This window comes from Microbispora corallina, assembly GCF_016863035.1.
GTDB lineage: Bacteria > Actinomycetota > Actinomycetes > Streptosporangiales > Streptosporangiaceae > Microbispora > Microbispora corallina.
Genome location: NZ_BOOC01000009.1, coordinates 46188 through 68607, shown reverse-complemented (window position 1 = coordinate 68607; position 22420 = coordinate 46188). Strand labels below are relative to the sequence as shown.

16 protein-coding genes are annotated in these 22420 nt (G+C 74.5%); 7 read left to right on the top strand and 9 right to left on the bottom strand.

Annotated elements, in window-relative coordinates:
* Window positions 1-18: 18 nt before the first annotated feature.
* Genes Mco01_RS12530 through Mco01_RS12515 form a run of 4 tightly spaced genes read right to left on the bottom strand, consistent with a single transcriptional unit; the run spans window position 19 to window position 4204 of the window.
* Complete coding sequence (locus tag Mco01_RS12530) at window positions 19-921, bottom strand: ABC transporter permease (protein WP_036327596.1); 903 nt, start codon at window positions 919-921, stop codon at window positions 19-21.
* Window positions 908-1954 (bottom strand): ABC transporter permease, encoded by a 1047-nt coding sequence (locus tag Mco01_RS12525; RefSeq protein WP_204057061.1) that lies wholly within the window; start codon window positions 1952-1954, stop codon window positions 908-910. The genes Mco01_RS12530 and Mco01_RS12525 overlap by 14 nt, the downstream gene beginning before the upstream one ends.
* Complete coding sequence (locus Mco01_RS12520) at window positions 1951-3477, bottom strand: ABC transporter ATP-binding protein (protein ID WP_036327598.1); 1527 nt, start codon at window positions 3475-3477, stop codon at window positions 1951-1953. The genes Mco01_RS12525 and Mco01_RS12520 overlap by 4 nt, the downstream gene beginning before the upstream one ends.
* Window positions 3452-4204, bottom strand: a complete 753-nt coding sequence (locus tag Mco01_RS12515; RefSeq protein WP_157099645.1) for a GntR family transcriptional regulator — start codon at window positions 4202-4204, stop codon at window positions 3452-3454. The genes Mco01_RS12520 and Mco01_RS12515 overlap by 26 nt, the downstream gene beginning before the upstream one ends.
* Before the next feature lie 206 nt (window positions 4205-4410).
* Between Mco01_RS12515 and Mco01_RS12510 the strand changes: the two genes are divergently transcribed.
* From Mco01_RS12510 to Mco01_RS12490, 5 genes are all read left to right on the top strand, one after another.
* Window positions 4411-5196, top strand: coding sequence for an SDR family NAD(P)-dependent oxidoreductase (locus tag Mco01_RS12510; RefSeq protein WP_204057060.1), 786 nt, complete (start codon window positions 4411-4413; stop codon window positions 5194-5196).
* Between the two features lie 128 nt (window positions 5197-5324).
* Window positions 5325-6422: an LLM class flavin-dependent oxidoreductase gene (locus Mco01_RS12505; protein ID WP_204057059.1), complete on the top strand. Its 1098-nt coding sequence runs from the start codon at window positions 5325-5327 to the stop codon at window positions 6420-6422.
* A 13-nt stretch (window positions 6423-6435) separates the two neighbouring features.
* Entirely contained in the window at window positions 6436-7047 is a 612-nt protein-coding gene (locus Mco01_RS12500) for an FMN reductase (RefSeq protein ID WP_204057058.1), read from the top strand.
* 100 nt (window positions 7048-7147) lie between these two features.
* On the top strand, window positions 7148-7963 hold the full coding sequence (locus tag Mco01_RS12495; protein ID WP_204057057.1) for an SAM-dependent methyltransferase: 816 nt from the start codon (window positions 7148-7150) through the stop codon (window positions 7961-7963).
* Between the two features lie 93 nt (window positions 7964-8056).
* Window positions 8057-8623, top strand: coding sequence for a carboxymuconolactone decarboxylase family protein (locus Mco01_RS12490; RefSeq protein WP_204057056.1), 567 nt, complete (start codon window positions 8057-8059; stop codon window positions 8621-8623).
* A gap of 6 nt (window positions 8624-8629) precedes the next feature.
* Here Mco01_RS12490 and Mco01_RS12485 read toward each other — a convergent pair whose 3' ends face one another.
* Window positions 8630-11104 carry a helix-turn-helix transcriptional regulator gene (locus Mco01_RS12485; protein ID WP_204057055.1) on the bottom strand — a complete coding sequence of 825 codons (2475 nt, stop codon included), beginning with the start codon at window positions 11102-11104 and terminating at the stop codon, window positions 8630-8632.
* Between the two features lie 318 nt (window positions 11105-11422).
* Between Mco01_RS12485 and Mco01_RS12480 the strand changes: the two genes are divergently transcribed.
* Window positions 11423-16261, top strand: coding sequence for an RICIN domain-containing protein (locus Mco01_RS12480; protein WP_204057054.1), 4839 nt, complete (start codon window positions 11423-11425; stop codon window positions 16259-16261).
* A gap of 114 nt (window positions 16262-16375) precedes the next feature.
* Here Mco01_RS12480 and Mco01_RS12475 read toward each other — a convergent pair whose 3' ends face one another.
* A complete protein-coding gene (locus Mco01_RS12475; protein WP_204057053.1) occupies window positions 16376-17224 on the bottom strand; it encodes an NAD(P)H-binding protein in 849 nt (282 codons plus the stop codon).
* Between the two features lie 102 nt (window positions 17225-17326).
* Here Mco01_RS12475 and Mco01_RS12470 point away from each other — a divergent pair, with 102 nt between their 5' ends.
* The gene (locus Mco01_RS12470; RefSeq protein WP_204057052.1) at window positions 17327-18106 is read left to right on the top strand and encodes an AraC family transcriptional regulator; all 780 of its coding nucleotides are present in this window, start codon (window positions 17327-17329) and stop codon (window positions 18104-18106) included.
* A gap of 95 nt (window positions 18107-18201) precedes the next feature.
* Here Mco01_RS12470 and Mco01_RS12465 read toward each other — a convergent pair whose 3' ends face one another.
* From Mco01_RS12465 to Mco01_RS12455, 3 genes are all read right to left on the bottom strand, one after another.
* The gene (locus Mco01_RS12465) at window positions 18202-19824 is read right to left on the bottom strand and encodes a phospholipase C (RefSeq protein ID WP_204057051.1); all 1623 of its coding nucleotides are present in this window, start codon (window positions 19822-19824) and stop codon (window positions 18202-18204) included.
* A 194-nt stretch (window positions 19825-20018) separates the two neighbouring features.
* Window positions 20019-21242: an iron uptake transporter deferrochelatase/peroxidase subunit gene (efeB, locus tag Mco01_RS12460; protein ID WP_204057050.1), complete on the bottom strand. Its 1224-nt coding sequence runs from the start codon at window positions 21240-21242 to the stop codon at window positions 20019-20021.
* Window positions 21239-22381, bottom strand: coding sequence for an EfeM/EfeO family lipoprotein (locus Mco01_RS12455; protein WP_204057049.1), 1143 nt, complete (start codon window positions 22379-22381; stop codon window positions 21239-21241). Before Mco01_RS12455 ends, efeB begins: the two co-directional genes overlap by 4 nt.
* Window positions 22382-22420 lie beyond the last annotated feature (39 nt).

Sequence of the window (22420 nt, the reverse complement as noted above, 5' to 3'; positions counted from 1 at the left end):
GGTCTCCCGGCTGGGCTTCTAGCGGGCGAAGACGCGGCGCAGTTCCTCGGGGGCGGCGCGCAGCGTGCGCCGGCCGAGGACCGCGAGGATCACGAGGGTGATGACGAAGGGCAGCGCGTCGAGCGCGAACTGGTTGAGCGACTGGCCGCGGGCCTGCAGCGCGGGCGCCACGGCGAGCGCGGCCCCGAACAGGTAGGACCCGGCCACCACCCACAGGGGGCGCCAGGCGGCGAAGATGACGAGGGCGACCGCGATGAACCCCCGGCCCGCGGTCATGCCCTCGAACCAGGCGTGGGCGTAGGCGGTGGACAGCTGGGCGCCCCCGAGGCCGGCGAGCGCGGCCCCCGCGGTGACGGCGACGGTCCGGATGAGGCCCGGGGAGTAGCCGTGCACGTGGAGCACGTCGGCCCGCTCCCCGGCGGTCCGGACGAGCAGCCCGGCCTTGGTGCGGTTCAGCGCGAACCACAGCAGGGGCGCGGCGACGAAGGTCAGGTACGTCACCGGGTCGTGCCGGAACAGGATCTCCCCGATCACCGGGATGTCGCCGAGGACGGGCAGCGGCACGGGGTCGAACCCGGGGGCCGCCTTCCCGACGTACGCGGCGCCGAAGAGGGAGGTCAACCCGAGCCCGAGGAACATCAGGGTCAGGCCGGTCGCGAACTGGTCGGCGCGCCGCCACACGACGGCGACGGCGTGGACCAGCCCGAGCAGCGCGCCCGCCAGTGCCCCGGCGAGCAGGCCCAGCCAGGGGTTGCCGGTCTCGGCGGCGACGGCGTACCCGCCGAGGGCCCCGACCAGCATGCATCCCTCGGTGCCGAGGTTCACGACGCCGGCGCGCTCGGCCAGCGTCTCCCCCAGCGCGGCGAACATGATCGCGGTCCCGCCGCGCACGCCTCCGGTGAGCACGTCAACGATGAGCACGGCGACTCCATCCAAGGACGGCGAGCAGGACGAGGCCCATGAGGACGTTGACGGTCGCGGCCGGCAGCCCGCTGTCGAGCTGGAGGCTGTCGCCCGCCACCGTCACGGCGGCCAGCAGGAACGCCGCGCCCACCGTGGGCAGCGGCTTGTGCCGGGCGAGCCAGGCCGCGAGGAACGCCACGTACCCGACGTTCGTCGTCAGGCCGGGCCGCAGCTTGAACTCCACGCCGGCCAGGTGGACGACGCCGGCGAGCCCGGCGAGCGCGCCGCCGAGCAGCATCGCGACGAGGATGAGCCGGGCCACCGGCAGCCCCGCCCGCCGCGCCGCCTCCGGGTTGCCGCCCACGACCGACACCTTGAACCCGAACGACGTGGCGCGCAGCACGAGCCACACGGCCACGGCGGCCACCAGGGCGATGACGATGCCCATGTGGATCGCGGTCCCGCTGAGCAGCGGCAGCCGCGCGGCCACCTCCAGCGGCCGGGTGGCCGGCTGGCCCGAGCCGTGCCGGTCCTTCCAGGGCTCGTAGATGAGGTAGAGCATCACGTCGAGCGCGATGTAGTTCAGCAGCAGCGTGGTCACGGCCTCGTTGACGCCGACGGCCAGCCGCAGCGCCGCCGCGACGCCGGCCCACAGGGCCCCTCCGGCCGCCCCGGCGAGCAGCATGAGCGGCAGCGCCGCCGGGCCCTGGACGACCAGGCCGACCCCGGCCCCCGCCACCGCGCCGATCACGACCTGGCCTTCGCCGCCGACGTTCGTCAGCCCGGCGCGGGCCGGGAGCACGACCGCCATGGCCGCGAGGATCAGGGGGGTCGCCTTGACGACGATCTGCTGCAGGCTCGCCCCGGTGAAGGTCGAGGCCACCATGTCTCCCAGCGCCGTCACCGGGTCGGCGCCCTTGGCCAGCAGCAGCACGCAGAAGATCGCGACGGCCCCGGCGAGCGCGCCGGCCCAGCGGCCGGCCGTCCGCAGCGCGGTTCCGGTGCGGTGCGCGGGGGCCCGCTCCGCGGGCCTCGCCAGCGTGGCGGTCATGCCTCCCCTCCCGCCCGGCCGCCCAGCATCAGGCGGCCGATCTCCTGCCGGTCGGCGCCGCGCGCCTCGACGACCCCCGCCAGCTCCCCGTTGTGGAGCACGGCGATCCGGTCGCTGATCGAGACGAGCTCGTCGAGGTCCTCGGAGACCACCAGCACCCCCGCCCCGGCGGCGGCCCGCGCGAGCAGCAGCTCCTGGGTGCGGCGGGTGGTGGCGACGTCCAGGCCGCGGCTCGGGTACGCCGCGACCACGAGCACCGTGTCGTCCCGGCCGAGCGCCCGCGTCAGCATGACCCGCTGCACGTTGCCTCCGGACAGCTCGGCCACCCGGCGGTGCCCGGCCGCCATCTCCAGGCCGACCGCGGCGTCGAGGCCGCGGGCGATCCCGGCGACGCGCCGCCAGTCGACGTTGAACCGCCGCCGGGGCACCTCGGGAAGGCCGAGCGCCACGTGCTCGACCACGGTCAGGCCCGGGACGACGGCGTCGGCGAGCGGGTCCTCCGGCACCTCCGCGACGCCCCCCGCCTGCCGGGCGCCGGTGAGCGGGGTCCCGGCCACGGTCACCGCCCCGGTGGCCGCCGGGCGTAGGCCGCAGGCCACCTCGCACAGCTCGCGCTGCCCGCTGCCGGCCACCCCGGCGACCCCGACCACCTCGCCGGGCATCACGTCGAGGGTCACGTCACGCAGGCGGAGCACGCCGCTGTCGCCGTACACGCCGACCTGGCGGAGCGAGAGGGCGGGAGCGCCGCCGGGCGCCGGGGCGGGCCGGTCGGCGGGGAGCGGCGGGACCGCCCGCCCGACCATGGCCTCGACCAGCTCGGCGTCGGTGTACGCCCCGGGGTCGGCCCCGCCGAGGACGACCCGGCCCCCGCGCAGCACGGTGACCCGGTCGGCGACGGCCCTGACCTCGTTCAGCTTGTGGGTGACGATGATGACGCCGTAGCCCAGGTCGCGCAGCCGCCGGACGACCTGGAAGAGCGCCGCCACCTCCTGCGGCGCGAGCACGCTCGTCGGCTCGTCGAGGATGACGACCCGCGACCCCGCGATCAGCACCTTGAGGATCTCGGCCCGCTGCCGCTCCCCGATCGACAGGTGGGCGACCTTGGCCAGGGGGTCCACGGCCAGGCCGTACTCCTCGGCGGCGGCCGCGACGCGCCGGGCGAGCGCGTCGAGACGGAGCCTGCCGGGGAGCGCGAGGGCGACGTTCTCCGCCACGGTCAGCGCCGGGACCAGGCGCATGTCCTGGAAGACCATGCCGATCCCGAGGGACCGGGCGGCGGCCGGGCTGGCGACGCGGACGGGGGTGCCGTCGATGGCGAGCTCGCCCGAGTCGGGCCGGTGCACGCCGTAGATGAGCTTGAGAAGGGTGCTCTTGCCCGCGCCGTTCTCCCCGACGAGCGCGTGCACCTCCCCGGGGAGGACGTCCAGGTCGACGCCGTCGTTGGCGACGACCTCGCCGAACGTCCGGGTCAGCCCCCGGGCGGCGAGCAGGGGATGTCTAGTGGGAGCCTCGGTCAACGTCATGGCGCCTGCCTCGGTTGAGGGCCATCTGAGTGATCGCGCGAGCGGCCCTGCGCTCGACGACGTCCATCGACTCCCCGACGTGCCGCCGCATCGCGGTCAGGGCGTCCTCCAGGCGCCCCGCCAGGACCTCCTCGGCGATCTCCAGGTGCTGGAGGATCGTCAGCGTGATCCGGTCGGCGGTCAGGAAGTCGTACATGCGCACCGCCCGGATCCGCGCGTTGACGGACGCGAGGGTGCTGGTCAGGACCGCGTTCCCCGAGGCGCGGCTCATCGTGACGTGGAAGTCCTCGTCCATCACCACGAACTGCGGGTCGGGCTCGGGCTGGTCGTCCCGCATCGCCCGCCACTGGTCCCGCAGCGGTTCGAGGATCGCCGGGTCGTGGCCGCGGACACCGGTGTCCAGGGCACGGGCGATCCCCCTCAGTTCGAGGGTGATCCGCAGCTCGTAGAGATCGCGCAGGTCGGTGAGGTCGGGCTGGGCGACGTAGTAGCCGCCGTCCTCGCCCCGCTCCACCAGGCCGTCGGACAGCAGGCGGACCAGCGCCTCGCGCACCGGGGTCCTGGAGACCCCCAGCAGCGACGCGAGCCGCTCCTCCACCAGGCGGGACCGGATCGCGAACTCGCCGATCATCAGGCGGCGGCGAAGCTCGCCGTAGACCTGGTCACGACGCAGCCGCGTCCTCGTGTCCGGCCCTGTAGCCGGTCCTGTATACAGCCCCGCATCCACGTTCAGGACGGTAGGCAGGGCGCGTTTCGCCCCGTGGCGGGCCGCGTTAATTCGCCGTGGCCGGGCCCTCACAGGAGCCGTACGGAGACGGGGAGACCCTCTCCAAGAATTTCTCCGTGGCCGTGTCCTCCCGGCCGCTCCCCGATCGACGCGTCGATGTGAGAGCCGGGCGGACCGCCCGGACGCCGACGTAAGGGAGCCTGGCGATGCTGCTCGAGAACAAGAACGCGATCATCTACGGGGCCGGGGGCGCGATCGGGGGCGGCGTCGCCCGGACGTTCGCCAGGGAGGGGGCGCGGGTCTTCCTCGCCGGCCGCACCCGCGCGAGCCTCGACCGGGTGGCCCAGGACATCGTCGCCTCGGGCGGCCGCGCCGAGGTGGCCGTGCTGGACGCGACCGACGAGCGGGCCGTGCGGGAGCACGCCGCCGCGGTCGCCGCGGCCGGCGGGATCGACGTCTCCCTCAACCTCGTCACCCGCGGGGACGTCCAGGGCGTTCCGTTGACCGAGTTGTCCGCCGACGACTTCCTGCGCCCGGTCGTCACCGGCCTGACGGCCACCTTCGTCACCGCCACGGCGGCCGCCCGGCACATGGTCGAGCAGGGGTCGGGGGTCATCCTCGCGCTGGACAGCGGCTCCGCCGTCGGGAGCCCGATGATGGGCGGCACGGGGCCGGCCGACGCGGCGACCGACGTGTTCGTCCGCAACCTGGCGGCCGAGGTCGGCCCCCGCGGCGTGCGCGTCCTCGGCCTGTGGGCGGCGGGGGTGCCGGAGACCCTGTCGCCGGAGAAGCTCGCCGCGGTCAACGGCGGTCTCGCGCTCGACGAGGCCGCGTTCCGCGGGCTGCTCGGCAACCTCGCCTCGATGCGGATGCTGCGCCGCTCCCCCGGTCTCCAGGAGGTGGCCGACACGGCGGCGTTCCTCGCCTCCGACCGGGCCGGCGGGATCACCGCCACCTTCGTCAACGTCACCGGCGGCATCTTCCCGAGCTGACGACCCGCCGCCCGCCCCCCGTACCCGGCCGCCGACGACCGGCGTACGGGGACGGCGGACGAGGAATAAGCGCTCCTCCGTCGCGTTAGTGTGGTTGAAATTTCAACGGACGAGGGACAGTGGGCACGATGCAGTTCGGGATCTTCACGGTGGGCGACGTCACGCCGGACCCCACCACGGGCAGGACGCCCAGCGAGCACGAGCGGATCACGGCCATGGTGACGATCGCGCTCAAGGCGGAGGAGGTGGGGCTCGACGTCTTCGCGACCGGCGAGCACCACAACCCGCCGTTCGTGCCGTCGTCGCCGACGACCATGCTCGGCTACATCGCGGCGCGGACCGAGCGGCTCGTGCTGTCGACGGCGACCACCCTGATCACGACGAACGACCCGGTCAAGATCGCCGAGGACTTCGCGATGCTGCAGCACCTGGCCGGCGGGCGGGTGGACCTGATGCTGGGCCGCGGCAACACCGGGCCGGTCTACCCCTGGTTCGGGCAGGACATCCGTACGGGCATCCCGCTGGCGGTCGAGAACTACGCGCTGCTGCACCGCCTGTGGCGCGAGGACGTCGTCGACTGGGAGGGCCGGTTCCGCACCCCGCTGCAGGGCTTCACCTCGACGCCCCGCCCGCTCGACGGCGTCCCGCCGTTCGTGTGGCACGGCTCGATCCGCAGCCCGGAGATCGCCGAGCAGGCCGCGTACTACGGCGACGGGTTCTTCGCCAACAACATCTTCTGGCCGAAGGAGCACTTCCAGCGCCTGATCAGCCTGTACCGGGAGCGGTACGCCCACTACGGCCACGGCACGCCCGAGCAGGCCGTCGTCGGCCTGGGCGGCCAGGTGTTCATGCGGAAGAACTCCCAGGACGCCGTACGGGAGTTCCGGCCGTACTTCGACAACGCCCCCGTGTACGGGCACGGCCCTTCGCTGGAGGACTTCACGGAGCAGACCCCGCTGACCGTGGGCAGCCCGCAGCAGGTCATCGACCGGACGCTCACCTTCCGCGAGTCGTTCGGCGACTACCAGCGGCAGCTGTTCCTGATGGACCACGCCGGCCTGCCGCTGAAGACCGTGCTGGAGCAGCTCGACATCCTCGGCGAGGAGGTCGTGCCGGTGCTGCGCCGGGAGTTCGCGCGCAACCGGCCGGACACGGTGCCCGACGCCCCCACGCACGCGGCCCTGGTCGCGCGGCGCGCGGCCGAGTCCGCCGCCGCCGGCTCCTGAGGAGGGAGACCTCATGACAGCCCTCAGGCTCGTCGCCGTGTCGGCCGGTCTCGGCCGCCCCTCCTCGAGCCGCCTGCTCGCGGACCGGCTGACCGAGGCGGTCAGGCGGCGGCTGCCCGGCGAGGCCGCCGTACGCGTGATCGAGCTGCGCGACCTCGCCGCCGACGTCGCGAACGCCATGGTCACGGGCTTCCCCTCGCCGCGGCTGCGGGAGGCGATCGAGGCCGTGACGGAGGCGGACGGCCTCATCGCCGTCACGCCCGTCTTCACGGCGTCCTACAGCGGCCTGTTCAAGTCGTTCTTCGACGTGGTCGAGGAGGGCGCGCTCGCGGGCATGCCTGTGGTCGTCGCGGCGACGGGCGGCACGGCGCGCCACTCGCTGGTCCTCGACCACGCGCTGCGGCCCATGTTCGCCTACCTGCGGGCCGTGGTGGCGCCGACGGGCGTGTACGCCGCCTCCGAGGACTGGGGCGGGAGCGGGGACGCCGCCACCGGCCCCCTCTCCGAGCGCGTCGCCCGGGCCGGGGAGGAACTGGCCGCGCTCATGCCGGCTCGGGCCGCCCGGCCCCGGCCCGCCGACGAGGTGGTCCCGTTCGAGCAGCGCCTCGCGGAGCTGCGGCCGTAGCCGGTCACGAATTACGATCATTGTCGCGAATCGCCACCAGGCGCGGGCGCGACTGCCAAGATTGCTGTGAATCGACGGCCTCGCACCGAGGAGAGGGTCCGTGACCGAAAGCTCCGCGCCCGCCACGCCTCCGGGGATCGACACCACGGTCTCCCATTCGCCGCGCATCTGGAACTACTGGCTGGGCGGCAAGGACAACTACGAGATCGACCGCACGATCGGCGACCAGTTCCGCGGGATCTTCCCCGACATCGTGGACATCGCCCGCAGCTCCCGCGGCTTCCTCAAGCGGTCGGTGGAGTACATGGTCCACGAGGCGGGGATCCGGCAGTTCCTCGACATCGGCACGGGCCTGCCCACGGTGGACAACACGCACGAGGTCGCCCAGCGGGCCGCCCCCGACGCGCGCGTGGTCTACGTCGACAACGACCCGATGGTGCTGGCGCACGCCCGCGCCCTGCTCGTCAGCGCCCCCGAAGGCGTGACCGAGTACATCGACGCCGACCTGCGGGAGCCGGAGAAGATCCTGGAGGCCGCGGCGCGCACCACGCTCGACCTCGACAGGCCCGTCGGCCTGATGCTGCTGAACATCCTCGGCCACATCCCCGACCACGAGGAGGCGCGGTCGATCGCGGCCCGGCTCCTCGACGGCCTGCCCTCCGGCAGCCACCTCGCGGTCGCCGACGGCACCAACGTGATCCGCGGACCGGAGTTCGACGCGGCCATCGCGATCTGGAACCAGAGCGGCTCGCTGCCGTACACGCTGCGGACGCCCGAGCAGATCACCCGGTACTTCGACGGCCTCGACGTCGTCGAGCCCGGCGTCGTGTCCTGCCCGCTGTGGCGGCCGGGCGCCGTCGACGTCGGCTCGATCCGCGAGGTCGACGAGTTCTGCGGCGTCGGCCGCAAACCCTGACCCGGTCCCGTCCCGGAACGGCCGCGGACGGGCGTTGACCGAGTGGATCTTTTCGCGGACGCTGCTTGAGGCGTCCCCAGCGAAGGAGAGTCCATGGCCCACATCGCCCTCACCACCGACGAGCCCGGCATCCGCGGCCTGTTCCGGTTCCGCCCCGAGACCGCCCGCCCGCTGAACGAGCTGGTGGAGGTGCTGCTGCGCGGGGAGAGCAGGCTGTCGCGCGGGGAGCGCGAGCTCATCGCGGCCTACGTGTCCGCGCTGAACGAGTGCAAATACTGCTACTCCTCCCACGCCGCGTACGCCGCGGCCCAGCTGCCGGAGGGGATGGAGCTGGTCGAGCAGGTGCGGGCGGGCCTGGACGCCGCGCCCGTCTCGGCCAAGCTGCGGGCCCTGCTCGGCATCGCCGCGTCCGTGCAGCGGGGCGGGCGGGAGGTGTCCGCCGACGAGGTGGCCGCCGCCCGCGCCGAGGGCGCCACCGACGTCGAGATCCACGACACCGTGCTGATCGCCGCGGCGTTCTGCATGTTCAACCGGTACGTGGACGGCCTGGGCACGTTCGCCCCCGACGACCCCGGGGTGTACGCGGCGCGGGCGAAGCGGATCGCCGAGGACGGCTACCTGGCCCTGCTCAGGGAGTCCCAGGAGGGGTCCGAGGTGTGAGGCCGGTCAGCCGGCCCGTCCCGGCGGGCCGGCGTCCCGAACCATGGCGGCCGCCTGGACGCGGCTGGTCACGCCGAGCTTGCGCAGGATGTTGGACACGTGGACGCCCGCCGTCCCGGCGCTGATGTGCAGCTCCCCGGCGATCTCACGGTTGGTCATGCCGCGGCTCACCAGCCGGAGGACGGCCAGCTCCCGGCCCGTCAGTCCGTACGCGTCGAACGGCTCCGGCCCTCCGGCCGCCGGCTCCTCCCCGCCGGCCTCGACGGCGGCGTCGGCCATCTCGTCGAGGGTCATCGTCTCGCCGCCCCGCCACGCGTCGGCGAAGGCCCGCGCGCCCAGCGCCGCGTGCAGCGTCTCCACGCACGCGGTCAGCGCGGGCCGCTCGGCGGGCGGGACCGGCGCGCCCAGCGTCCGGCGCAGCGCGTCGGCGGCGCCGAGCAGGGCGGCCGCCCGCCGCGGCGCGACGGGAGTGGTCACGATCTCGGCGATCGACTCGACCACGCTCGCGACGCGCCACCGGTCGCCGAGCGCGAGATGGGTCGCCAGGCTCTCCCGCAGCATGCCGGCCACCGTCGTCCCCTCGGCGGCCCCCGGCTCCGGGGCCCGGACGTCCCCGAAGGCGCCCGGTTCCGGCTCGGCGGACGCGAGGGTGAGGGCGAGCTCGTGCAGCGCCCAGGCGATGCCCTCCTGGTAGCCGAGGTGCCTGGCGATCTCCAGGCTCCCCCGCAGGATCGCCTCGGCCCGCCCGGTCTCGCCCGTCAGGCGGGTCGCCGCACCGAGGTTGATCATGGCGGCGGCCGTCTCCTGCCGTCGTCCGGACGCCCGGAACGCCGCGACCGCGCGGCGGCACAGGTCCACCGCCCGCACGGCGTCCCCTTCAAGCCAGGCCGCGAACCCCAGGTAGTCGAGCGACGCGGCGACGCCCGCGCCGTCCCCCAGCTCCGTCCAGATGGCCAGGCTCTCCTCGTGCAGGCGGCGCGCGTCGGCGAACCGGCCCTCCTCGCGGGCGACCGACCCCAGCCGCTGGAGGGCGGTGGCGAGGCCGGCGAGGTCCCCGGCCTCCTCGTACAGGGCGCGGGCCTTGCTGAGCCGCTCGCAGGCGATCGGGTAGTCGCACTGGAGGAAGGCGAGGACCCCGGCGCCGGTCAGCACGGCCGCCCGCAGCTCCCGAGGGCCGTCCGCGTCCGCCGCGGCCTGCTCCAGCCAGGACCGCGCCTCGTGGTAGTAGCCGCGCCGGTACCAGAACGGCCACATGAGCGCGGTCATGCCCGCCCTGAGGTGGGGCCGCGAGGGGAGGTCCCGCCGCAGCACGGCTCGGACGTTGTCGTGCTCCGCCTCCATGAGGTCGAGCCAGCGGGCCTGGTCCGAGCCCTCCACTCCGGTCCGCGCCTCCTCGGCGAGCCCGAGGTAGAAGTCGGCGTGCGCCGCGTGCACGGCCTCCCGCTCGCCGCTGAGGGCCAGCGTGCGCTCGCCGTACTGGCGGATGGTCTCCAGCATCCGGTACCGGTACCCGGTGCCCCGGCCGACCGGCAGCACGAGGGACTTGACGACCAGCCCGGCCAGCAGGTCGACGACCTCCCCGGGGTCGATGCCGGCGCCCGCGGCCACCGCCTCCGCCGCGGCCAGCGAGAACGTGCCCTGGAACGCCGACAGCCGGCGGAAGAGGATCCGCTCGGGCTCGGTGAGCAGGCGGTGGCTCCAGTCGAGCGTGGCCTGGAGGGTCTGGTGGCGCGCGGGAGCCGTACGGCTCGGATGCCGCAGGATCGCCGCGTCCCGGTCCAGCCGGTCGGCGATCTCCGCCACGCCCAGCACGCCGACCCGTGCCGCGGCCAGTTCGATCGCGAGGGGCAGCCCGTCGAGCCGGCGGCACAGCCGGGCCACCGCGTCGGCGTGGTCGGGCGTGGCCGGGAACCAGGGGTCGGCCGTGCGGGCCCGCTGCAGGAACAGCTCGACGGCCTCGGCCCCGGCGCCGTCCCCGTCGGGAAGCCGCAGCCCGCCCAGGCGGAACACGGTCTCCCCGGACACCCCGATCACCTCGCGTGAGGTGGCCACGACCGTCAGGCCCGGGCAGGAGGTGAGCAGCCGGTCGATCAGCACGGCGACCGCGGCGACGACCTGTTCGCAGTTGTCCAGCACGAGCAGGGCCGTACGGGGACGGAGGTGGCGGATGACGGTCGCCGCCTCCTCCTCGCCCGGCGACTGCGCCACGCCGAGGGCCGCGGCCACCGCCGTGGCCACGTGCTCGTGCTCGGTCGAGGCGGCGAGGTCCACCCACCACGCGCCGTCCGGGAAGTCCGGCCGGCGCCGTTCCGCCAGGGCGAGGGCGAGGCGGGTCTTGCCGCACCCGCCGGTCCCCGTCACGGTGAGCAGGCGGGTCGCCCGCAGGAGGGACGCGAGGCGCTCGATCTCGTCGTCGCGGCCGACGAGGCCGGTCAGCGCGGCCGGCAGGTTCCCTGGCGCGGGCGCCGCGGAACCGTCCAACGCTCCTCCGCTCCGCCGCCGGTCGGGCCGGTGACATAAAGAGGGTGCATAGGCGATCGACGGCCATGTATAGCCCCGACAACGAAGATCTACGCCTAGTCGGGCGGAAAGTCTAGACGGTCGCCAGATTCGGCCCGGGCGGTAAAGAGCGGATCGTCGGCAGGGTCAAGCGACACGGGGACACGGGGCCGTCGCGGTGTGACTTCCACGGGGGTGGGCCAGGACTGCGGCGTTCCTCGCCGTCCCCATGACCCGAGGAGCACTCGCATGTCCGCACCCCCCGTCCCTCTCTCACGGCCGTCCGGCGGTCTTCGCGCGTTGGCACGTTCCATCGTCGCCCTCGTCGCCGCCGTGGCCGTCCTCGTCGTCCAGGCGATCGTGCCCGCCACCGCCGCGCACGCGACCGCCGGCCCCGCCAAGGCCGCGCCGGCGCCGGGGATCCCCGCGTCCCCGCCGCCGGCGCCGGCCTCCCCCGCCCCGCCGCCGACGGCGTCCCCGAGTCCCGGGGCCTCCGCCGGCGGCCCGGCTGCCCGGGCCGAGGACCTCACCTCGGCCCTGGACGCCGTACGGCGCGCGGCCGCCCGGCAGCCCGTACCGGAGACGAAGACGGCGAGCCGGCTGATCTCACCGGCCGCCGCCGCGTTCCTCTCCACCGGTCTCGGCCTGAACGACGCCGGATCCCGGCTGGTGACCGGCCTGCGGGACGGCGACGACGTGCGGCTCACGACCGACGCGCCCGAACCGCGTCTCACCCTTCCGAAGGGCGTCGAGGCGCCCGCGTTCGGGCCCGCGACGCTCGTCCTGGACGGCGCCGCCGACACGCTCACGGTGACCGCGTCCGGGGAGCGCGCCCGGCTCTCGGTGACGGTCGCGCACGTCTCCACGACCGCGCTCAAGGGCGGAGACCTCACCGGCCGGGTGAGCGTGACCCTGCCGTTCCTGGGCACCCCCGTCGGCCTGTCGGGCGACGTCGCCGCGACCGGGGACGTCCGGCTCTCGGGCGCGCTGGCACAGGACGTCGTCCTGCAGAAGGACGTCGCCGTGCTGGCCAAGGGCGCGGTCGTCACGCTCGGCGGCGCGGACGGGCTGAGCGTGTCGGGGTCCGCCCTCCTCGGGGGGACCGGCCGCCGCCTGCGCGTGGACGTGGCCGGCCCGATCCGCGACCCGCGCGAGTGGTCGCTCGCGGTGAGCCACGTGGCCTCCGCCGCGGCGGTCGTGCCGGGGCTCGCCCTCGCCCCGGACGTCACCGGGACGGTGACCGCCTCCCACGGCGCGGTCGGCTACGACGTCCACGGGCGCACGGCCGGCACCTGGCGGCCGCTGCCCGGCGTGTCCGTGAGCGGCGCCACGGTCGAGATCGCCGACCGGCCTCCGCATGGGGACGCCGTGACGGCGCCGGGCGCCGGGGCCACGACCCCGTGGCTCGCCGTGACCGGCGGCATCGGCCTCGACGCCGGCTCCGCCGGAACCGTCGCGGGCAGCGGCACGGTGGCCGTCAATCTCGCCACCGGCGCCGGCGTCATCACCGGGCGCCAGACGGCCGACGCCGCCCTGACCTCGGGACCGAACCGGCTGGTCCTGGGCCGGACCGGCTTCCGCGGCACGCTCGACGCCGGCGGCGCCGCCGTCACCGGCGCGGTCAGCGGATCGGGGGTCGTCACGGCGGCCGCCGCGCAGGGCCCGGCCTCCGTCTCGGACGCCCGCGTCGACCTGACCGGGTCGGGCCGGCTGGTCGCCGCCTTCCCCGCCGACCGGGCGCGGCTCGGCCTCCCGGCCCCGGCGCAGGACGGGCGGAGCGACGTCTTCTGGGCGTCGGGGCCCGTCTCCGGATTCGCCGTCTCCGACGACACCCGGGTGGACCTGCCCGCCGGGCTCTCCGGCCTCTCCGGCGCCTCCCGGCTCGTCACCCCGCAGGCCGCGGCCAGTGACGGCGCCGCCTCCGCCGCGTCCCCGGCCCCGCTCGCGGCCGCCGGCGGCCAGGACGGCACGACCTACACGCTGTCGGGGGACGTGTACCACTTCCTCGCCGACACCCTCGGCATCCCCGTGGGCTCCTCGCCCAGCGTCTCGGGAACGGTGTCGGGCCAGACTCTCACGCTCACCGTCGGCCCGCCGAACAAGCTCCCGGTCACGCTTCCCGCGGGTGTGCCCGCCCCGTCGTTCGGGCCGACGACGCTCACCGTCGACACGGCGACCGGCACGCTCACCCTGCACGCCGAGGCGACCTCGGGCGTGACGGCCGCGCTCGACGTGACCGTGGCCCACGCGGCGACCTCGACGCTCGGCGACGCGACCGACCTCACGGCGACCCTCACCCTGGGCGGCGTCCCGTTCGTCGCGGGCTCCACCGTGACGCTCCAGGGCGCCCTCACCTACACGGGCGGCACCCTCGGCGCCTCGCTCCAGGGCTCGCTCACCTCCGGCCTCACCGTCGCCAGGGGGTTCACCCTCCAGCCCGGCACGACGCTCACCCTGTCCACCGGCGCCGGGCTCACCCTGGACGGCACCGCCCAGGTGGGGGCCGGCGACGGCGCCTTCACCGTCCACGCCGGGGGCGCGTTCCACGACCTGCGGAACTGGACGCTGTCGGTCAGCGACGCCTCGGCGCCGGTGTGGCAGCCGCTGCCCTCGCTGTCGGTCGTCCCGTCCTTCACCGGGTCGGTGACGAGCACGGACGGCGTGGTGGGCTTCACGCTCACCGCCGGCTCGACGGACGCGGGCGCCCTCCTCACCTGGAGCCCGGGCGACGGCGCGACCCTGAGGGTGAACCGGGTGCAGGTGTCGAACCAGGAACCGGCCGACGGCCTGGCCTGCCCCTCGGGCATCGCCGAGGGCGACGTCTGGGCCGACCTGCACGGCTCCTTCGACTACACGCCGGCCGGCCTCGCCCTGGACGCCGAAGGGTGCGTCAACCTGACGGCGCGCAGCTTCACCATCGGGACGACGGCCACCGGGGAACTGCTCAAGGGCAACCCCGCCTTCAGCCTGACCAGCGCGGGCCTGACCGCGACCGGCCGCGCGGCGGCCGGAGGCGGCCTGTCCCTTACCGTCACCGGCCACGCGTCGCTCCAGGTGACGGGGCCGTCGGGCACCCAGTCCGGCATCTCGGCCGCCGTCTCGTTCGGCGCCGACGGCATCGTGGCGGCCGGCACGGTCGGCGACCTGCACGCCCTGTCGTCGGGCCTCAGCGGGACCGGCACGGCTTACATCTCCAGCCGGGAGATCGCCAGGTTCCGGCCGGCGGACCTCGGGCTACCGGGAGACGCCTTCCCCGCGGCCGTACGGCTCGAACCGGGCGTGACCCTCACGTACAGCGGCACGCTGCCGTCGTCCGTGACCGACGCGTTCGGCCGGATGGGGGTGCAGGTGCCGGCGACGAGCCTGCTGGCGGTGGCCACCGTGTCCACGACGGGTGTCTCCGTCGCCCTCGACGTGAACTTCCGGGCGGGCGGGCACGGCCTGCAGGTGTTCAGCACCAACGGCACCGCGTTCTCCCTCGACGACGTGACGTTCGCGCTGACCGTCGGCTCCAGCACCACCGTGACGGTGTCGGGATCCGGCGTCCTGCACATGCCGCCGGTGGCACCCGGCGGGAAGGCATCCGACGCCACCCTCGTCGTCTCCGGCTCCCTGTCGGCCACACCTCCGTCGCTGACGCTGGGCATAGCCCTGTCGGACTGGAACCCCGCCTTCGGCGTTGACGGCCTCTCGGTGGGCGACCTCGCCGGGACCATCGGGGTCTCGCCCGAGACCGTGACCGTGGGCTTCACCGCGCACGACGTCACGCTCCCGGCCGCGTGGGGCAACGTCATCGGGCTGGCGCCCGGGGCCCGAACGAGCCTCGACGTCAACCTCGACCTGGCCCGTCCCGTGCTCAGCTTCTCGATCAAGGGCGCCCAGGCCGGCGGCATCGCGCTGACCCCCCTGTCCGTGGGGTACGCCGACAAGATCGCCTCCGGCAGGCTCACCCAGCACGACCGGGACGTCATCAACTCGCTCGTGATCTACACCGCGTCGCTCGACCTGGCGCCGTTCGGCGGCGTCACGGCGGCGGGCCGCACGGTGGCGCCCGGGGTCGGGCTGGGCTTCAACACCATGGTCGACGGCGTGCCCGTGAACGTGGAGGCGGCCGTCGGCCTGCAGAACCCGTCGATCGACGCCGACGTGTCCGTGGGCGCCTTACCGCTCGGCCCCGTCCGGACGTCCCAGACGCACTTCGTCCTCGGCGTGGCACCCACCCGGGTGAAGCTGGGCTTCACCGGCGGCGTCACCTACAACGGCAACTCGTTCCAGGCGGGAGTGGACCTCGCGTTCGGCACGACCGCGAATGGCGCGACCGTCCGCCTCACGCTCACGGCCGGCGTCCCGTGGTACCTCCGGGTCGACGGGACCCTCGTCGGCACGGTCAACGGCGACGGGAGCGGGGCGAGCTTCGCCGCCTACGGGTACGGCTCGTTCCAGGCGGGCGGCCGGACGTTCGGGACCGTCTCCTTCGGGGTGAGCGTCCCGGGGTCGCTGAACTGGAGTGACGTGGTCGACTCCGCCACCTCCATCGCGCAGTTCTTCGTCAACCAGGGCGTGTCGCTCGACCAGGTCGAGCAGATCCTGCGGTCGCTCGGCTTCAGCGAGTACGACATCCTCAACGCGCTCGGCTCGCTCGGGCGGTACGGCTCCGGCCTGCTGGACCTGGTGGTGTCGCACCTGCCGTTCAACAACAGCTACTACAACATCTGGACCTACACCTCGTCGGGGCAGATCCTGGTGCTCGACGTCTCCGGCGGGTCCCAGTCGCCCAACGCCGGCGTCCTCACGTACGGCTGGAACGGGGGCTACAACCAGGATTGGGCGTTCGTCGGCAGGCCGGGCATGTCCGGGTGGTACGAGATCGTGAACCGCAACAGCGGGCAGTGCCTGTCGATCCGGAACAACTCGACGGCCGCGGGCGAGATCCTGGTGCAGTACCCCTGCTTCGGCGGCGACAACCAGCTCTGGTACCTGGGCGGCGTCTCGCTGAACACCACGTACTACATCCGCAGCCTGCGGAGCAACCTGTACGTGGACGTCCAGAGCGCCTACGCCTGGTGGGGCGGGACCATCGACCAGTGGTACTACAACGGTGCCCGCAACCAGCAGTTCTGGCTGACCAACGCGGCCTGACCGACACGGCCTGACCGACACGGCCTGACCGACGCGGGCCGGCGGGGAGTCTCTCCTCGCCGGCCCGCATCCTCACCCGCGCCCCGCCCGGACCGTCCGGGCGGGGCGCCCGTGTCACGCGAACGCGTCGCGATGGTCCCGGGCCCAGTCCTCGAAGGTCCGGGGCGGGCGCCCGAGAACCGCGGCCACGTCGCCGGTGAGCCGGGCGTTTCCCCCCGCCGCCACGAGCCGCTGGCCGCGCACCGCCACCTCCACGAAGGCGGGGTCGAGACCGGACGCGAGCATCCGCTCCCGCGCCACCTCGGGGGGCACGTCGGCGACGCCGATCCGGCGGCCCAGCACCCGTTCCAGCAGGAGGACCTGGTCGTGCACGCCGAGCAGGTCGGGGCCCGTCAGCGTGTACGTCCTCCCGTCGTGGGCCGGGGAGGTCAGGGCCTCGGCCGCGACCTCGGCCACGTCCCGGGGGTCGACGACACCCTGCGCGCCCCGGCCGGTCAGGTTAGGGACGGGCTCGCCCGCCCGGATGGCGTCCGCCCAGGACAGGGCGTTGGACGCGAAGCTCGACGGGCGCACCAGCGTCCACTGGGCGCCGCTCGACGCGACCGCCGACTCCCCCGCCGCGTGCCAGCCGCCGATCTCACCGTCCGCCGGCTCGCCGGTGCCGATGGCCGACAGCTTCACCAGCCGCGGCACGCCCGCCGCGACGGCCGCGGCGACCATCGCCGCGTCGTGCCGCGGGATCCACGGCCCCGGCGCGTCCAGGAGGAACACGGCCGCCGCGCCGTCGGCCGCCCGCCGCAACGACTCGCCGTCGTCGAAGTCGCCCCGCACCGCCGGCACGCCCGGCGGCAGCCGCGCCCTCGCGGGGTCGCGGGTCATCGCCCGCACGTGCTCGCCCCTGGCCGCCAGGAGCCGGACGACCTGCCTGCCCACGGTGCCCGTCGCACCCGTAACGAGGATCATCGCTTCACCCTGTCGGCACGGTCCCCGCGCGGCATAGGAGATTTCGGCACGATCGCCCGTCCGCCCCGGCCGTACGGCGGGGGCCCGCCCTAGGGTGAGGGCGTGACCTCAGCCATGAGCCCCGGCCTGCGGCCCTGGATCGCCGGCGCCTCGGTGATCCGCCCCGACGAGCGGCGGGCCCTGGTCCACCCACCGGACGCCGCGACCGCGCTGGTGTTCCGCGCCGCTGCCGAGGACGGGCGGGACGGCCGGCTCACCGTCGTGGGCCCGCGCACCCGCGCGTCCTACTTCCCGGGCAAGCGGCTGCGGTTCTGCGTCCGGCTGCGCCTGTCCCCCGGCTCCGCCGGGGTCCTGCTCGGCGTCCCGGCGCGCGCGCTCGTCGACCGCGCCGTCCCCCTCGCGGACCTGTGGGGCGCGGCCGGCGACAGGCTGGAACGCGACCTCGGCCGGGCCGGCCCCGACCCCTACCGCGTCCTGCGGCGCATCGAGGCGGAGCTCGCCCCGCGGATCGCGGCCCGCGCGCCGGCGGACGCCGGGCGCGACCGGCTCCTCCGCGCCGCGGCGCGGGCCCTCGCCCCCCGGCCTGACCGGCGGCCCGAGCCCGTCGTGGCCGTCGCCCGGCGGCTGGCCGTCAGCGAGCGCCACCTGCGCGAGGTGTTCACGGACGGCGTGGGCCTGTCGCCCAAGCGGTTCGCCAGGATCGAGCGCGTGCGGACCGTGCTCGCGCACGCGGGCGACGGCAGGTTCGCCCAGCTGGCCGCGCTGACCGGCTACTACGACCAGTCCCACATGACGGCCGACTTCCACAGCCTCATGGGCGTGCCGCCGGGGGCCTTCTTCTCCGGCCGCCTCCCCGCCACGCGGCCCTGCCACCCGGTCTGACGGACGCCGTACGCCCGGAGGGGCCCGCGCCCGGTGGGACGCGGACCCCTCAGGGGATCAGGGGCGGACGAGACCGCCCGCCCCCCGAGCAGGGATCAGTGGTGCGAGACCGAGACCACCGCTCCCGAGGCGGGGTCGAGGATCACCCGGTCCGCCTTGGCCTTGTGGAAGTCGAACAGGCCGCCGAGCGAGCCGGCCCGCTGGTCGAAGGACGCGTCGCCGATCCGACCGAGGCCCCAGTTGTCCTCGATGAACCGCAGGATCGAGGTCTGGTCGGTCAGGTTGTGGTCGACGTGGTTGACCTTGCTGTACGGCGAGACGACCAGCAGCGGGGTGCGCGGGCCGTAGCCGCAGCGGTCGTTGTAACCGCCGGTCACCGGGGCCTTGCCGCACAGCGCGGCGCTGTCCTGGGCCGGGTCGGCGGAGCCGTTCACGATCGGGGCGGCCTTGTGGTCGTACCAGCCGTCCGAGTCGTCGTACGCGATGATGATCGCGGTGGAGTCCCACTCCTTCGACTTCTGGATCTTGTTGATCGTGTTGACGAGGAAGGTCTGCTCGTCCAGCGGGTCGGAGTTGCCCGGGTGGCCGTCCTGGTAGGCGCCGGCCTTGAGGAAGCTCACCGCCGGGAGGTTGCCGGCCGCGAGGGCGGCGTCGAAGTCGGTGAGGTCGTAGTTGTGGTTGGCCTGGTCGGTGTGCCCGATGGCCGCCACCGACGACGGCGGCAGGTGCTTGGGGTTCGACGTCGACTGGTAGTACTGGAACGGCGAGTGGTGCGGGCTGTAGTCGACGACCGCGTTCCCGCCGACGTTCTGGTGGGTGGCGCCGCAGACCGCGTACCCGTTCGCCGTGCCGGTGGTGCGGAACCCGCCCTGGAACCAGCCCCAGGTGACGCCCTTGCCGTTGAGCAGGTCGCCGACGTTCTTGCTGGTGGCCACCGCGAGGTTGTTCTTCGAGGTGTGGTTGTTGTCCGAGCAGTCGTCGAACGCCGGGTCGGGGTCGTTGATGACGGTGCCCACGCCGGCGGCGTTCGGCGAGGAGACCACGCTGGCGTCGCTCACCTTGGCGTGGGTGACCGGGTCGACCGCGTACATGCCGTGGGTGTGGCCGGAGATGAGGTTGATCGCGCCCGGCGTCGACGGCCCGAACCCGGTGTTGTACGAGTTGTCGCTCATCGCGTAGTGCTGGGCGTAGTTCCACAGCCCGGTGACGGTGTTGCCGTCGTAGTAGTCCATGACGAGCCCGGGCTCGCCGAAGACCACCGGCTGGCCTGAGCACGTGTCGTGCTCGGTGTGCTCGACGAACTGGTCCATCTTGCCGCCGTCGTAGGCCAGCTGCTCGTGGCCGTACCCGTGGTCCTGGCTGCAGGTGAGGGCCTGCGCGCGGGTGAGCCGCTTCGGGTTGTAGGTGTTCGGGTTGTGCGTCAGCAGCGTGGCGGTCAGGCCGTCCACCGACGGGGTGTGCTTGGCCGCCTTGAACGGCGTGCCGTCGGTGTTGGCCGCCTTCGGGTACGTGCCGAAGTAGTGGTCGAAGGACACGTTCTCGTCGAAGAGGACGACGACGTGCTTGATGGGGGTCGCCGTCCGCGGGTCCTGGCCGTGTCCCGCGTCCTGGCCGTGCCCCGCGTCCTGTCCGTGCCCCGCGCCGGACAGGGACGCCGCGGAGCCGGCCGCCGACGTCGTGACCGCCAGGACGGCGGCGGCGACCACGGTGGTCGCCATCGCACCCCAGCGCGGTGTCTTCCTGATAGGGCCTGCGCCCACGATGCCTCCCGGAGAAGATGCCGGGCCGGGGGTACGGCCCGGAGCGCACCGGAGGCACCTTCCGCCTCTCGATGCACAGAGCATCACATCGGCATCGAGGATCGCTTGTCTCCCGAAAAAGTGACATGAAGGCGAACAGGCCGAAAACAACATCAAACCTGTATAAAGCGGGCATAAGAATCCGTGGCGTCGCGCACGCCGGGGAGCGCGAAGAAGTACCCGCCGCCGAACGGCGAGATGTAGTCCACGAGGGGCTCGTCCTCCAGGCGCCGCTGCACGATCTCGAACTGCGCCCGGGGATCGCGCTGGTAGCAGGTGAAGATCAGGCCGACGTCCAGGTCGCCCACCGCGTCCATGCCCCGGTCGTAGTTGTGCCCCCGCCGCAGGATCCGGCTGCCATCGGTCTCCGGCGTGCGCGGGTTGGCCCTGCGGATGTGGCTCGTCAGCGGGATGACCTTGCCCTCGGGGTCGAGCTCGTACCGCGGGACGTCCTGCTCGCGCGCGCCGTCCAGGGGCGCGCCGGTGTCCTTGGCCCGGCCGAACATCTGCTCCTGTTCCGACAGCGACACCCGGTCCCAGAACTCCACGCGCATCCGGATGAGCCGGACGACGAGGTGGCTGCCCCCGGTGGTCCAGGCCGTCGCGGGCTCCTGGTCGCGCACCCAGACCAGCCGGTCCATCTCGGCCGGGTCGCCGGTGTCGGGGTTGGCGATGCCGTCCTTGAAGCCCATCAGGTTGCGCTGGGTGCCGCTCGGCCGGGGCGGGCTGGTGAAGCCGTTCATCCGCCAGCGCACCTGCATGCCGCCCCGCGTGTGCCGCGCGATGTCGCGCAGCGCGTGCAGGACCGTGTCGTCGTCGTCCGCCGACAACTGGAGGCTGAGGTCGCCGTGGCACCACGCCGGGTCGAGGTCGTCGTCGGGGAACGCCGGCATGGCCGTGAGCGCCGGCGGCCGGCGCGGGGCCAGGCCGTACCGGTCGTCGAACAGCGACGCCCCCACGCCGAGCGTGACCGTGAGGTCGCCCGACGGCGCGGACGGGCCGAGGATGCCGGAGTCGGCGGGCGGCGCGGTGATGCCGGGGTCGGGCGGCGCGCCGCCGGCGGTGAGGGCCCGGGCCCGGTCGGTGAGCGAGTGGAACAGGTCGGCGAGCTCCGCCCGGCTCTCCGCCACGACGTCGAAGGCCGCGACGATCGTGCGGCGGCGGGGCGGCTCGGCGATGCCCGCCTGGTGCGCGCCGTGGAACCCGCGGCGCACAGGAGGCGCCGCGGGCGGCGAGGGCGGCGCGGGGGCCGCCGACGGGGTGGCGGCGGCCACCGTCCCGGCGATCCCGGTCACGAGCGCGCCGCGCAGGAACGCCCTGCGGTCGTGTCCGCTCACGACGTGCGCCTGGGGAAGGCGATGACGGCGATCGGCGCCAGCCGTTCGAGCAGGGCGCCCACCGCGCCGTCGAGGGCCTCCCTGTCCGCCGGCGCGTGATGGGACACGGACGTCCACCGGTCGCCGTGCCGCTGCGCTCCGAGCAGCTCCCCGACGCGGCCGAGCAGCCGGTCGGCCTCGGCCAGCCCGGGGTAGCGGGGGCGCAGCAGCGGCCGCAGCACGTCGACCGCCTTCCTGGTGCCCTCGACGTTCGCGGACGCGGTGGCGAGCGTGGTCCCGCTGCCCAGGTCCGCCCGGCCGGTCAGCTGGAACTCCAGGGTGTCCTCCAGGATCTCGTGGGCGCGCAGGGGCAGGTCGGACGGCTCCAGCCGCTCGTCGGCGAAGCCCGCCTCGAGCGCCTTGACGTCGTGGTCGAGCCGGTGGGCCACCGGCTTCAGCGATCCCGCCGCCTCGCCGTGCCACAGCCCGTACTCCATGCGGTGGAACCCGGTGAAGCCCTTGTCGCGCACACCTGCGGGCAGTCCCGCCGGCAGCCCGTCGATCGCGTCGCCGAGGTCGCCGAAGGTGCCGTAGGCCGCGCCCAGCCGCTCGTACGCCAGGTGGGCGGGCAGCCAGGCCTTCCTGGCGGCGGGCAGGTCGCCCCGGTCGACGGCCCGGGTCAGCGCGGCCGTCCGGGAGACGAGTCCCCTCAGCCCGTCGGCGACGTACGACTGGTAGGCCGCGGCCGGGCCGTACAGGTCGTTGTAGGTGACGGGGGCGACGGCGGGGCCGCCGGGGGCGCTCCCGGCCACCCGCACCGCGGGCCCGACCACGGGGTCGGCGCCCTCGGCCAGGCACCGGACGGCGTACGTCCCGGGGCCCAGGGACACCCGCATCGCCCGCGTGACGCCGGGGGCGAGCCCCTCAAGCTCGGCGTGCACCGCTCCGCCCGGCACGTCGACGAGGTAGGCCTCGGCGGCGACGGTGCCGGTGTTGGACAGCAGGAGTGTCTGGTCCCCCGCGCGCGGGTGCGCCCAGCCCTCCCCGCAGTGGCTGGGCGACACCTGGATGGCGGACTCGGCCGCGGCGGCCGGCGGCGGGGCGGCGACGGGGGCGTCCGAGCACCCCGCCACCAGCAGGATCGCCACCGGAAGGATCACCGCCGGACCCGTGGCTCCCGTCCGCGCGACACGCACCCG

Excerpts from the sequence above, each read along its gene's own strand:
- Mco01_RS12500 (WP_204057058.1), top strand. The coding sequence starts at position 6,436 with ATGACAGCCCTCAGGCTCGTCGCCGTGTCGGCCGGTCTCGGCCGCCCC.
- Mco01_RS12465 (WP_204057051.1), bottom strand. The coding sequence starts at position 19,824 with ATGGCGACCACCGTGGTCGCCGCCGCCGTCCTGGCGGTCACGACGTCG.
- Mco01_RS12520 (WP_036327598.1), bottom strand. The coding sequence starts at position 3,477 with ATGACGTTGACCGAGGCTCCCACTAGACATCCCCTGCTCGCCGCCCGG.
- Mco01_RS12505 (WP_204057059.1), top strand. The coding sequence starts at position 5,325 with ATGCAGTTCGGGATCTTCACGGTGGGCGACGTCACGCCGGACCCCACC.
- Mco01_RS12490 (WP_204057056.1), top strand. The coding sequence starts at position 8,057 with ATGGCCCACATCGCCCTCACCACCGACGAGCCCGGCATCCGCGGCCTG.
- Mco01_RS12525 (WP_204057061.1), bottom strand. The coding sequence starts at position 1,954 with ATGACCGCCACGCTGGCGAGGCCCGCGGAGCGGGCCCCCGCGCACCGC.
- Mco01_RS12510 (WP_204057060.1), top strand. The coding sequence starts at position 4,411 with ATGCTGCTCGAGAACAAGAACGCGATCATCTACGGGGCCGGGGGCGCG.
- Mco01_RS12475 (WP_204057053.1), bottom strand. The coding sequence starts at position 17,224 with ATGATCCTCGTTACGGGTGCGACGGGCACCGTGGGCAGGCAGGTCGTC.